Raw genomic sequence first — 14,379 nt, forward strand, 5'->3', positions numbered from 1 at the left:
CAAGCGGCCGCGCCGAGTCGGGCCCGCCCGCAGCCGGCCGCCGCGTCGAGCTGCGACGCGGTCGTGAGCGATTGTCTGGCCACGGCGCTCTCGATCGCGCCTGGCAGGCTCGATCGCGAGCGGGCGTTCGCGGACTACGGGCTCGACTCGCTCACAGGCATCGAGATGGTCACCGCGATCAACCGGCGCTTGGATCTGCGGCTGCGGACGACGATCCTGTACGACTACGCCAACCTCGAGGATCTCGTCGCGCACATCGACGCGCTGCCCGAGTTTGTCGCGCGCCAAGCATCGGCGCCGCGAGCTGCAGCGTCGCCGCCCGTCCCCGCGCGAGCGATCACGACCGCGCAACCGCAACCCACCGCGCAACCGCAACCCACCGCGCAACCGCAACCCACCGCGCAACCGATCACGACCGCGCAACCGATCACGACCGCGCAACCGATCACGACCGCCCAACCGCAACCCACCGCGCAACCGATCACGACCGCGCAACCGATCACGACCGCGCAACCGATCACGACCGCGCAACCGACCGCGCCCGCGCCCGCGCCGAGCCGCGCTGTCAGCCTGCCCTCAGCTCCGCCTGCCGGTCGCGACGTGGCGATCATCGGGATGTCCGGCCGCTACCCCGACGCCCCCGATCTCGACGCCTACTGGCAGCTGCTCGCGGATGGCCGCTGCGCCGTGCGAGAGGTCCCGCCGACCCGCTGGGCGCTCGATGACTTCTACGATCCCACGGGGACCGACAAGCTGCGCTCGTACTGCAAGGTCGGCGGCTTCATCGATCACATCGACGCCTTCGACCCGGCCTTCTTTCGCTTCAGCCACGCCGAGGCCGAGCAGAGCGCGCCCGAGCAGCGCCTGTTCCTCGAGCAGGCCTGGCGAACGATCGAGGACGCTGGCTACTCGGCCCAGCGCCTCGCGGAGTCGGACTGCGGCGTGATCGCGGGCGGCATGGACGGTGACTACCGCGATCGCTTGGTCGCGGCGGGCGTGCACGAGCCGCAGGCGCTGTGGGGCAACGACAGCTCCGTGATCGCGGCGCGGGTGGCCTACTTCCTCAACCTCTCGGGCCCGAGCATCGTGCTCAACACGGCCTGCTCGTCCGCGCTCACGGCGATCCACTTGGCCTGCCAGCGGATCCGCGCGGGCGAGTCCGAGCTGATGTTGGCGGGCGCCAGCTTCTTGCTCCACCCAGCCTTCTACAGGTTCGCCGCGCAGGCCGGGATGTTGTCGCGCGCGGGCGTCTGCCGGGCCTTCGACGATCGCGCCGACGGCTTCGTGCACGGCGAGGGGGTCGGCCTGGTCATGCTCAAGGCCCTCGACGCGGCGCTGCGCGATGGGGATCGGATCCACGGCGTGATTCGGGCCTCGGGCATCAATCAAGACGGGCGCAGCAACGGGATCACAGCCCCGAGCGCGGTCTCGCAGACCCGGCTCGAGCTTGGCGTCTATCGCGACTTCAACATCGATCCCGCGTCGATCAGCTACATCGAGACCCACGGCACCGGGACCTCGCTGGGGGATCCGATCGAGTTCGAGGCGCTGACCAACACCTGGCGACAGCACGGGGTCAGCGAGTCCGGCTGCACGATCGGCTCGGTGAAGACCAACATCGGTCACGCGGCGATCGCTTCGGGGATCGCCAGCGTCCACAAGGTCCTGCTCGCGCTGCGCCACCGCAGCTTGCCGGCCTCGCTGCACTTCGAGCAGCCCAACCGCCACATCGACTTCGCGGCCAGCCCCTTGGTCGTCAACGACACGCGACGGCCGTGGACGGCCCCCGGCCCGCTGCGCGCTGCGATCAGCGGGTTTGGGATGAGCGGAACCAACGCGCACCTGGTCATCGAGGAGCCGCCCGCGGGCTGCGTTCGACCGGCGCCGAGCCGCGCGGCCTATCTGTTTCCATTCAGCGCGCGGACGGTGGCGGCGCTCGAACAGATGCTGGCCAGCTTCGACGCGTTCTTGGCCGCGTCCGCGCTGTCGCCCGGGAGCGTGGCCTGGACCCTGCAAAATGGCCGCAGCGAGTTCCCAGTTCGCGCCGCGTTCGTGGCCAGCTCGCTCGCGCAATTGCGCGGCGCGATCCAGCAGTTCATCGCGGGTGATCGCAGCGGGGCTGCGTTCCGCAACCTGCGGCGCGAGCCCGCCGGCCGCTCGGGCGACGACGCCGAGCTGCTCCGCCGCTGCGAGGCGCTCAGCCGCGAGCCAGATCCTGCGACGCTGCGCGCCGGGCTGGCGTCGCTCGCCGACGCGTTCGTTCACGGCGCGCGGCTGCCGTGGGCCGGGCTGCTCGGACAGCCACCGCCGACGCCCGTCACGCTCCCGACCCACCCGCTGCGGGCGCTGCGATGTTGGATCCCCGAGGCCCCGGCAGCGCCCCCGCCCACGCCCACGCCCACGCCCACGCCCACGCCAACCCACGTCGAGTCGAGCGAGCCCGCGCCCTCGGTGATGACCCTGACGATCACCGAGCACGAGGGCCAGCGGGCGGTCGCGATGGCCCTCGCGCCAAGTCGCTGGCTGCTCAACGAGCACCGCGTGGGCGGGCGCCGGATCTTGCCGGGCGCGGCCTACATCGAGCTCGCGCGCGCGGCCGCGGAGCTGCTCGAGGCCCGACGGGTTGGCGGCATTCGTGAGCTCGTGTGGCTGCGCCCGCTCACCGTCAGCGAGGCCGGGCACGAGGTGGTGTTTTGCTGGCGACACGATCCCGACGCGGGCAACTTCGCGATTCATGCCCGCGGCCCCGCGGGCACCGAGCTGCACGCGCGTGGACGGATCGAGTGGGAGGCGGCGCAGGCCGTCGCGCCGCGGGATCTCGCTGCGGCCCAGGCTCACCCCGCGCTCCCGGCTGGCGACGCGCTCTATCGGATCTTCGCCGACTTGGGCCTGAGCTACGGCCCCTCGTTTCAGGTGATCCGCGAGCTGTCGGCGACACCCAGCCAAGCCTTCGCCCAGCTCGCGCCCGCCGGTGAGGCCCAGCACGACACCCGCCTGCAGATCTCGCCCGCGCTGCTCGACGGCGCGCTGCAGACCTTGTTTGGGTTGGCGCTGGCCCAGCGTCACGCGGCCGCCGACCACCCCACCAACCGCCCCACGGAAGCGAGCGGCGCCGGTCCCCACGTGCCCTTCATGCTCGACGCCGTCGATTTCCACGCGCCGCTGCGGGGCGCCTGTCATGTCCAGGTGGCGCGCGAGCAAGCTGACGGGCCCCGCGACGTCGAGCGCTTTGGGGTCCGCGTCGACGACCCCCGGGGCGAGGCGATGGTGGTCATTCGTGGTCTCCACGTTCGGCGCCTCGCCCAGCCAAGCGCCCAACCGCAGCCAAGCCCCGCGTCGCTGGTGTGGTGCGAGGCGCAGTGGCAGCCGGCGCCCGCACAGGTCGAGCCGCTGCCGCCTGGCCCGGTGCTGCTCGTTGGCGCGAGCGAGGCCCAACGCCTGGCCCTGCGCGACGCCCTGAACCGCGAGCTGGTCGCGTGGCCTGACGCGACCGAAGATCGGCTCCGGGCGCTCGTGCACGAGTCGGGCGCGCTCGCGGCCGTGGTCTACGCGTGGCCGCCCGCGCGCGATGACAGCCGCGCGCTGGAGGGGTTGTTCTCGCTCGCCCAGGCGCTGGTGCGTGCGCGCGTGTTTGATCGTCGCCGACGGCTGCGGCTGCTCGCGGTGTTCGTCGAGCAGGCCGAGCGGCCACAGCTGGCCGCGCGGGCCCAAGCCGCGTTTCTTCGCTCGCTCCGCGCCGAGTGTGTCGGCCTCGACGTCGCCTCGCTGGGCCTGCAAGACGTGGACACGCCCTGGGCGGCGCATGTCGCCAACGAGCTGCAGGCCTCGCCAGCGCCCCAAGCCAGCGAGGAGCGGCGCTACGTGGGTGGGCAGCGGCAGCTGCGTCGGATCGTCGCCGTCGCACCGCCGGTTCGTGCGACCCACACCCGACCGGGCGGCGTGTACCTGATCACCGGGGGCGCGGGCGGGCTGGGGGCAGCGTTCGCGCGTCACCTCGCCCACAGCTGCGGCGCCCGCCTGATGTTGTGCGGCCGCCGACCTGCCGACGCCGCGATCGCCGAGCTGCTGGCGTCGATCACCGCGCTCGGGGGTCAGGCCGCGTACCTCGCCTGCGACGTCAGCCAACATGCGGCGGTCGAGCGCGTGGTCGCCCACACCCGAGCCCGCTTCGGTGCCCTGCACGGGATCATTCACGCCGCCGGGGTCACGCACGACGCCCGCGTCGCCGATCAGACGCACGCCGAGCTCACGCAGATCTTGGCCGCCAAGACCGACGGGGCCCGCTCGCTCGACGCGGTCATCGGCGCCGATCCGCTCGACTGGATGATCCTCTGCGCGTCGATGTCCGGCGTGTTTGGAAACCCCGGGCAGGCGGTCTACGCCTACGCCAACGCGTGGCTGGACGGCTTCGCTGAAGATCGCGAGCGACGCCGACAGCTCGGCCTGTGCCACGGCCTGACCCGCTCGATCGACTGGTCGCTGTGGCGCGCCGGGATCGGCGTGGACGCCTCGACCGAGCTGCTGCTGACGCGGACCATGGGACTCTCGCCGCTCGACGACGCGCTGGGCTGCGACACCCTGCTGCGGGCGCTCGGTGCCCGCACGAGCGCGACGATGCCGGTCTACGGCGACAGCGCGCGGCTGCGTCAGACCTTGGGGATCGTCGGTGAGGACATGCCCTCGAGCCACGCCCGCGACGAGGCCGAGGCGTTCGTGCTCGCGGCTGTGGTCGCCGAGCTCGGGCTCGATCCCTCCGAGGTCAGCCTCGACGATCCGCTGGCCGAGCTCAGCTTCGACCCGCTGAGCCTGACGGCGCTCGGACAGCGCCTAGAAGCCCGGTTTGGCGGCGTCCACACGCCGACGAGCCTGATGCAGCAGGTTGATCTGCGGGCCCTCGCGCGCGCGCTCAGCCACCCCGCGACCCCCACCGCCGACGCGCTGCCGCCCCCGCGTTCACCCGAAGTGACGCCCACCCCCACCTCGGCGACCGGTGACGCGCGCGACCTCGCGACCGGTGACGCGCGCGACCTCGCGACCGGTGACGTCCACGCCCTCGGCCTGCGCCTGCGCGAGCTGGTCGCGGAGCTGGTCGGCCTCGAGCTTGGCGAGATCGAGATCCACGACGAACTCTCGGAGTTCGGCTTTGACTCGCTCAAGCTCACCGACCTGGCCAACCAGCTGAACCAGGAATTTGCCACGACCTTCACGCCCGCGATCATGTTCGAGTTCGAGTCCCTCGCGGCGCTCGCAACCCACATGCACAGCGCGGGCGTGCGCGCCCCGGTCCCCGCGCGGGCCTCAACCCCCGCGCCGGCTCCCGAGCAGCCCTCGCCGACCCCGAGCCCCGCGCGGGCGACCCCGGCGATCCCTGGCGAGGCGGATCCGATCGCGATCGTCGGCATGAGCGGCATGCTGCCCGGTTGCGCCGATCTCGACGCGTTCTGGGACGCCCTGTGTGAGGGCCGGAACCTCATCTCCGAGATCCCCGCCGCGCGCTGGGACTGGCGGGCCAGCGCCCTCGATCCCGACCAGCGCGAGCGGACCCGGTTTGGCGGGTTCATGCCCGACGTCGATCGCTTTGACGCGCCCTTCTTCGGCATCTCGCCGCGCGAGGCCGAGCTCATGGATCCCCAGCAGCGGCTGATCCTCCAGTGCGTGTGGCACTGCATCGAGGACGCCGGCCATCGCCCCTCGGACCTGGCAGGCACCCGCACCGCGCTCTACGTCGGCGTCGCTGGCCTCGACTACGCCGAGCTGGTCAAGCAGGCCGCGGGCTCGATCGGCGCCCACAACTCGACGGGGATGACCCACAGCATCCTTGCCAACCGGGTCTCGTTCCTGCTCGATCTTCGGGGCCCGAGCGCGCCCGTTGACACCGCCTGCTCGAGCTCGCTCGTGGCGATCATGCAGGGCGTCGACGCGATCCGTTCGGGCACCGCCGACATGGCGATCGCGGGCGGCGTCAACACGCTGCTCAGCCCGAGCATGTTCATCGCGTTCGCGCGGGCGGGGATGCTCAGCCCAAGCGGTCGCTGTCGCAGCTTCGAGGAGGGCGCCGACGGCTACGTGCGCGGCGAGGGGGTTGGCGCGGTGCTGCTCAAGCCGCTGTCCCGCGCGCTGGCTGACGGCGACACGGTCCACGCTGTGATCCGCGCCTGCGCCCAGAACCATGGCGGCCGCGCCAAATCGTTGACCGCGCCCAACCCTGGGGCCCAGTCGGCGCTGCTGATCGACGCGTGGACCCGCGCCGGCCTGACGCCGGACATGCTCGACTACATCGAAGCGCACGGGACCGGGACCCCGCTCGGCGATCCGATCGAGATCAACGCGATCGAGAAGGCGCTCGCGAGCTTCGCTGACAGCGGCACCGCGCGCATCGGCGTGGGCTCGGTCAAGACCTACATTGGGCACCTCGAGGCGGCCGCGGGCATCGCTGGCGTGCTGAGCGTGCTGCTTGCGATGCGCCACGGACACCTCCCGGGCAACTTCGCGTTCGAGGCGCTCAACCGCTACATCTCGCTGGCTGGATCGTCGCTGCACATCGCCCAAGCTCCGCAGGCCTGGCCGCGCTCGCGGGACGCCGCGGGACATGAGCAGCCGCGGCGCGCGGGTGTCAGTTCGTTTGGCTTCGGTGGCGCGAACGCCCACGTGGTGCTCGAGGAGCACCTGCAGGTCGACGCGCGCGCGCCAGAGCCAAGCGTGGGCCCGCAGCTCGTCGTGCTCTCGGCGCGGACCTCCGAGGCGCTGACGCGCCAGGCCACGCAGCTGCAGGCGTGGCTGCGACGCAACCCCGCGGTCCGGCTGCGCGATCTGGCGTTCACCCTCGCGATCGGGCGCGAGGCCTTCGCGGAGCGCCTGGCGGTGGTCGTGCAGAGCGTGGCGGAGCTCGAGCTCGAGCTCGGGCGGTGGTTGGCCGGCGGCGGCGCGGCCGTGCGCGGGACCGTCGAGCAGCTGCGTCGGCGCCTCGGCGGCGGTACGGGTGCCGGCTTGGCGGCCTCGGGCTTCAGCGACGCCGGGCTCGCGACGATCGCCCACAGCTGGACACGCGGTGAGCTCCACGATCTCCACGCGCTGTTCACTGGCCCCGACCTGCGCCGGCTGTCGGTGCCGGGCTACCCGTTCGACCGCGCGCGCCACTGGATCCCCGAAGCGCCGCCACCCGCCCAGGAGGTCGCGTCTCCCCCCACCGCGATCGCGTCTCCCCCCACCGCGATCGCGTCTCCCCCCACCCAAGAAGTCGCGTCCGCGCGAACCGACGGCTTGTTCTTCCGCCCACGCTGGCGACGCGTCCCAAGCCCCGAGCTCGGCGCGACCGTTGAGGGCCCGGTCTGGATCGTTGCGATCGACGAGCGGCACCCGTTGATCAGCGCCCTCGCCCAGCAGGTCGACGAGGTCAGCGTGTTGACGGCCAGCACCTTCGCGCGAGACGACATCCAGGCCTGCCTGCGCGGGCTCCCGCGGCCCGCTCACGTGGTGGTGGTCGGCGCGGGCGCCCGAGCTGGCGACGAGCCGGGCGACGAGCTGGGCGAGCGAGCGACACAGCGGGCCCTGGCGCTGTTTCGGCTGGTGAAGGTGCTGCTCGCCGAGGGGTTCGAGCGCGAGCCGCTGCACCTGAGCGTGGCGAGCTTTGGCGTCCACTCGCTGGACCACACGCCGCCCAGCCCCGACGACGCGGCCCTCCACGGGCTCGTTGGCTCGCTCGCCCGCGAGCGCCCCAACTGGCAGGTCAAGCTGCTCGATCTCGATCCCGGGATCGGGGCCGCGGGTGTCCCCGTCGCCAACGAGTCGCTGGAGGTCGCAGCGCTGCTGTCCGCGGGCCCGGCAACCCTCGGCTATTGGGTGCTGCGCGGCGGCGCTTGGTATGCGCGCTCGCTCGAAGCGATCAGCTTGCCCAAGCGCGGGCCGGATGCCCACCCGTGCTACCGATCCGGCGGCGCGTACCTGATCCTCGGCGGCAGCGGCGGCCTGGGCCTGAGCATGGCCCGCGAGCTCGCCACCCACCGCGCACGGGTGGCGCTGGTTGGCCGCCGCGAGCCCGACGCGGCGCTGCAGGCCGCGCTCGCCGAGCTCGAGGCGCTTGGCGGCGAGGTCGTGTACCTGCGCGCGGACGCAGCCCAGCCTGGCTCGATCGCCGCGGCCGTGTCGGTCGCGGTCGGCCGGTTTGGGGGCCTGCACGGCGTCGTGCACTCGGCCATGGATCTGTGCGACGAGTCGCTCGAGCGGATGGACGAGGCCCTGCTGCTGCGCGCGCTGTCCCCCAAGGTGCAAGGCAGCGTGGAGCTGGTGTCGGCGTGCGCGGGCCTCGAGCTCGACTGGCTGCTGTTCTTCTCCTCGGGTCAGTCGTTCTCGACCGACGTCGGCCAGGCCAACTACGCGGCGGCCTGCACCTTCGAAGACGCGCTCGCGCGGGCGGTCGCGGCCGCCGGACAGATCCCAACACGGATCATCAACTGGGGCTACTGGGGCTCGGTCGGCGCCGTCAAGGACGAGCGCTATCGTCGGCGCCTGGCCGCGCGCGGGATCCGGGCGATCACGCCGGCCCAGGGCCTGCGCGCGATCACCCAGGTGCTCGGCGCCCCTCCCACCCAGCTGCTCGTGCTCGACGCCGAGCCGTGGCTGCTCGCGCGCATGGGCATCGAAGCGCGCTGGACCCTGAGCGTGATCGCGGCCCCCGATCAGGCCGGCGCTGTCGTTGGGACGCCGCGTGTGACAGCGCCCCCGCTCGCAGCCAAGACCCTCGCGCGGGCGCGTGAGAGCGCCCGCGCGCTCAACAACCACGCGAGCGCGCGGCTGCTGACGGTCCTGCGCGAGCGCGGCGTGTTGCCCGAAGTGGGCGCGCACTTCGACCCCGCGCGAGCGGCCGCGCGCTTGGCCGTCACCGATCCGCACGCGCCCGTGTGGGCCGCGTTCGTCGAGCTCATGTGTGAGGCCGGGGCGCTGCGCCGCGTCGACGGAGCGCTCCGCGTCGACCCCAGCGTCGACGCGCTGATCCACGCCTGCGACAGCGAGGCGCTGGCCGACCGCTACCCCGAGCTGCGCCCGCACGTGCGCCTGCTCGATGTCTGCGTGGGGGCCAGCCCGGCGATCCTGAGCGGCGCGGCGACGGCCACCGAGGTGATGTTCCCGAGCGGGTCCATGGCCCTCGTCGAGGGCATCTACAAGGGCGACACGATCGCGGACTATCACAACCAGCTGAGCGCGGCGGCGGTCGAGGCCGCGGTCCGGCAGCGACGCGCCGCGGCGCCCGGGCGGGTGCGGGTGCTCGAGATCGGGGCCGGCACCGGAGGCACGAGCGCGGCGACCCTCGAGGCCCTGCGCCCCCACGCCGAGGTCGTCGAGTACCTGTACACAGACGTCTCGACCGGCTTCGTCCGCCATGGCGAGCGCAGCTTCGGGGCGCGCTATCCGTTCGCGCGCTTCGCTAACCTCGACCTCGAGCGTGACCTCGCCGCGCAAGGCGTGGAGCTCGGCAGCGTCGATGTCGTGCTCGCGGCCAACGTCGTGCATGCGACCCGCGACCTCGCCGCGTCCGTGGCCCGGCTCAAGTCCGCGCTGCGTCCAGGCGGCGCGCTGATCTTGCTCGAGACCGTCGCCACCCAAGCCTTCGCAACCCTCACCTTCGGCATGACGCCGGGCTGGTGGTCGTTCGAAGATCCACACTGGCGCCTGCCTCACGCGCCGCTGTTGAGCGCCTCGATGTGGCGGGAGCTGCTCGCGCAAGAGGGTTTGGGCGAGGTGCAGACGCTTGGGCTCCCGGGGCTCGCGCCCGCGCAGCTGGTCCAGAGCGTGATCGTGAGTCACAGCGATGGCGTGATCGCGGTCGCGGCTGCGCCCACGCCCACTGTCGAGCGAGCCCCGAGCCCCGCGCCGCGCCCGGCTCCGGTCGATCACGCGGTGGATCCAGTCGCGCCCGACCAGGTCGACCCAGACGCCCTGCTCGACTGGCTGCGCGACACCTTCGCCCGGGTCCTGAAGCTCGACGCCGACAGCTTTGATCCGCGGGCGACCTTCGAGATCTACGGGGTCGACAGCCTCGTCGGGATGGAGCTCGTCCGTGAGCTCGAGCGCACCCTCGGTCCCCTGCCGTCGACGCTGTTGTTCGAGAACCCCACCCTGTCTGCGCTGACAGACGCGCTCGCGCGGGGGTTCGCGCCGGCCTTGCGCGCGGTGCTGGGCGAGCCGCCGCACGAGCCCCCACACGAAGCCACGACCCACGCAGCCGAGCCGGCCTCGCCCAGCTCGCAGACCCAGGCCGACCCACCGCCACCGTCGCCCGCGGGCGACCTCGCCGACCGCGTGCTCGAGGGCATGTCCGAGGCCCAGCTCGACGCCCTGCTCGCGCGCCTCGAGACCACCCTGCGCCAGACCCCACCCGACGGGAGCCCAGCACGATGAGCGACGCACTCGTGAACAAGAAGCGCAGCGTGCTCGCCAAGCTGCTGCGCGCGAGCCCGACCGATCTACGCGGCGATGAGATAGCGATCGTTGGCCTCGCCGGGCGCTACCCCGAGGCACCCACGCTCGATCACCTGTGGGCCAACTTGCTCGCCGGCCGCGAGTCGATCTCGGAGCTCCCGCTCGACCGCTTCGACTGGCGGCGCTGGTACGACCCCGATCCCAGCAGCGAGGGCCAGCTCTACACCGCGCGCTGCGGCGTGCTCGAGGACGCCGACAAGTTCGATCCGCTGTTCTTCAACATCTCGCCGCGCGAGGCTCGGAGCATGGACCCGCAAGAGCGGGTGTTCCTCGAGGTCGCTTGGGCGGCGCTCGAGGACGCTGGGCATCCGCCTTCTAGCTTGGCCGCGCGCGACGATCGGGTCGGCGTCTTCGTTGGCGCGATGAACAACGGCTACGCCAGCCTCGGCGCCAACGCGTGGGCGCGCGGGGTCACGACCGGGGCCCGCTCCGCCCTGTGGTCGATCGCCAATCGCCTGTCCTATCTGTGCAATTTCCGGGGCCCGAGCCTGGGCGTGGACACGGCCTGCAGCGCCTCGTTGACCGCGATCCACCTGGCCTGCGAGAGCCTGCGTCACGGTGAGTGCGAGCTTGCGATCGCCGGCGGCGTCAACCTGATCACCCACCCGCTGCAGCTGATCGGGCTGTGCGGTGTTGGCATGCTCTCGCCGCAGGGACACTGCCGCAGCTTTGGGGAGGGCGCCGACGGCTTCGTCGATGGTGAGGGCGCCGGCGCGGTGGTCCTGCGCCCGCTGGCGCGCGCGCTGGCCGAGCGTGATCACGTCTGGGGGGTGATCCGTGGGAGCTCGCTCAACGCGGGCGGCAAGACCTCGGGCTACACCGTGCCCAACCCCAACGCCCAGGCCGCCTGCGTGCGCGAGGCGCTGGACCGCGCGCGCGTGGATCCCCAGTCAATCAGCTACGTCGAGGCCCACGGGACCGGCACCGCCCTCGGTGATCCGATCGAGGTCGCTGGCTTGAACCTGGTGTTTGGCAGCTCGAGCCAGCCCGTCCGCGCGCTCGGATCGATCAAGGCCAACGTCGGCCACCTCGAGTCCGCCGCGGGCGTCTGCGGGCTCACGCGGGTGCTCTTGCAGCTGCGCCACCGCACCTTGGCGCCGACGATCAACGCCGATCCACCCAACCACCGGATCGCGTTCGCGGGCTCGACCTTCGAGCTGGTCCACGCGGCGCGGGCCTGGACCCGGCCAACCCTCGACGGCGTCGAGCAGCCGCTGCGCGCCGGGCTGAGCTCGTTCGGGGCGGGCGGCGCCAACGCCCACCTCGTGATCGAGGAGAGCCACGATCCCCTCGCGGCTCTCGATCCAGCGATTCAGGGCCCGTATTTGTTGCTGCTCTCGGCCCGCACCCATGAGCGGCTGATCGCCGTCGCGGCCAACATGCGGGCGCAGCTCGAGGTCGACAGCGAGGCCGCCCGCGAGCTTGGCCGGACCTGCTACACGCTCGCGGTTGGCCGTGAGCCCATGGCCGCGCGCCTCGCTGTTGTCGCGGCTTCGGCCCCCGCGCTGGCGCGGGCGATCGCTGCGTTCATCGCTGGCGAAGACCCGCCGCAGCTGGTCTGCGCCCACCAAGTCCGGGCCCACGATCGCGGCCCGGCGCCAACGACCTCGCTCGGCCCGGGTCTAGACGCCGCCGCGCTGTTGGACTGGGGCCGGTGGTGGACCCTTGGCGGGGAGCCGCAGTGGTCGCGGCTGTACCCCGGGCCGCCGCGACGCATCTCGCTGCCCACCTATCCGTTCGCCCGTGAGCGCTACTGGATCGACATCGACGAGGAGAACCTCGCAGCCGTCCCCCCGCGTTCTCACGTGCACATTCACGCGAACGACTGGCGCCTGCGCGAGCACCAGATCCACGGTCGCGCGATGTTGCCGGCTGCGGCCGTGATCGACCTGCTCCGCGAGCGAGTCCCCGACCGCACGATCGAGCAGCTCGAGCTGCTCGCGCCGCTGCAGCCCAAGCCCGGCGCGGACCTCGAGCTCGAGCTGCGCCGGGTCGACGGATCCAAGATCGAGCTGATCGCGGACGGCCAGACCCGGGCGCGGGCCCGCCTGGGTACGCCCGATACAGCGCTCGACAGCGCCGCCGGCCCGCGCTTGGATCTCGTCGCGCTGCAGGCTCGCTGTCGTCGGGTCGAGGGCGCGTTCGATCCCTACGTCCACTTCGCCGCGGCCGGGATCGCCTACGGGCCGGCGTTTCGCTTGCTGCGGGCGCTGTGGGTGGGCGAGGGCGAGTGCCTCGTTCAGCTCGGCCCCGAGACGCCGCCGCCGCCACACGCGACGACGTGGGCGGCCCTGCTCGACGCTGGCTTTCAGTCCGTGTTCGCGCTGGCCAACGCCGAGGCCGGCGCGCTGTTGATTCCGCACACGATCGAGCGCGTGCAGATCCTGGGCGCCGCGACAGCCACGGCGTGGGTCCACGTGCAGACCCAAGCTGACTCCGCGCTCGGCTTTGACCTGCGCGTGGCCGAGCCGGGCGGTCGCGTCATCGCCGAGGTCCATGGGTTGAAGCTGCGCCCGCGCGCCGACCCTGGCGTGGCTGCGGCGCCAAGCTCGATCGCGATCTCGGGCGTCACCTGCGAGGCCCGGCCGGCGACCCCCACACTGGCCGCGCCGCAGCTGGGCTGGGTCCTGTGCGCCAAGCCGCAGCTCACTGCCGGCTTGCGAGCCGCCCACCCGGAGGTCGAGTGGATCCAGGTGGCCCCAGGAGCGAGCTTCGAGGCGCTCGACGCGGGGCGCTTCGTGATCGATCCAGTCGGGAGCGTCGAGGCGCTCGTGGACCGCCTCGATGCTGCCGGGGCGCTGCCCCAGCTGATCCTCGACGGTCTCCACGATGACCTCGCCCAGCCCCCCGCAACAGCGAACAGCCTCGCCGCCCACCCGCGCCTGATCCTGCGCCTGCTCAAGGCGCTGCAAGCTCGCGCCGGGTCCCCGAGCTCGCTGCGGCTGCTGTCGTGGTCACACCAAGCCCAGCCCGATCATCTCGCGCTCGCGGCCGCGTTTGCCTCGCTGCGCGGAGAGTGGACCGGGTTCTCCGGCCGGGTCCTCACCCTCGACAACAACGACGACACCACCGAAGCGATCGTCGCGCGGCTCGCCAGCGAGTGGCAGGACGGCGGCCCCGAGGTGCGCGTCGAGTACAGCGCAGACCAACGCTGGGCGCCCTCGCTGGCCGAGCGTGCGGCGATCCAAGCGGACGACCCAACCGACACAGCCGCGCGCAGCTGGCTGATCACGGGCGGCGCTGGCGGGCTGGGCTTCACCCTCGCCCGCCACCTCGCGCGACGCGACGGCGCCCGCCTGCTGCTGTGTGGGCGCTCCGAGCTCGACCCCGAGATCGCGGCCAAGCTCGCCCAGCTGCGGGCGCTTGGGGCCAGCGCCGACTACCAGCGCTGCGACCTGCGCGACCCAGACGCCGTCGCCGCGCTCGTCGCCGCGTGCACCAGCCGCGGGGGCCTCGACGGGATCTTGCACTGCGCCGGCGTCCTCGCTGACGGCCGGCTGCTCGACAAGACCGAGCCAGAGCTCGAGCAGGTGATCGGGGTCAAGCGCCTGGGCGCGCTGCACCTCGATCAGGCCAGCGCCGATCTTCCGCTGCGCCACTTTGTGTTGTGCTCCTCGATCGCCAGCGTGTTTGGCAACCCCGGCCAGGTCGCCTACGCCTACGCCAACGCCTTTCTCGATCACTTCGCGGCCCACCGCGACTCCCAGCGTCACGCCGGACGCCGGTCCGGGTCCACCTGCGCGATCAACTGGCCCGCGCTCGACGTCGGCGGCATGCAGGTGTCCGCGGCCAGCCGTCGGCGCATGCGTCGGGAGCTGGGCCTCGAGCCCCTCGACGCCCACGCCTGCGCGCGGGTGTTCGAGCGCGCGCTCGTTGGGTCCGAGGTCCAGCTCGTCGCGCTCA

Annotated in this window: 2 protein-coding genes; both read left to right on the forward strand. The window is 72.5% G+C overall.

All coding sequences use genetic code 11. The features are described 5' to 3' along the window. Positions 1 to 63 precede the first annotated feature (63 nt). Positions 64 to 10,395, forward strand: a complete 10,332-nt coding sequence (locus tag DB30_RS38170) for an SDR family NAD(P)-dependent oxidoreductase (protein WP_240480421.1) — start codon at positions 64 to 66, stop codon at positions 10,393 to 10,395. Then, a partial coding sequence (locus DB30_RS38175) for an SDR family NAD(P)-dependent oxidoreductase (protein WP_146662513.1) occupies positions 10,392 to 14,379 on the forward strand: 3,988 nt, incomplete at its 3' end. The genes DB30_RS38170 and DB30_RS38175, both read left to right, overlap by 4 nt.

Origin of the sequence: Enhygromyxa salina (assembly GCF_000737335.2) — a bacterium.
GTDB lineage: Bacteria > Myxococcota_A > Polyangia > Nannocystales > Nannocystaceae > Plesiocystis > Plesiocystis salina_C.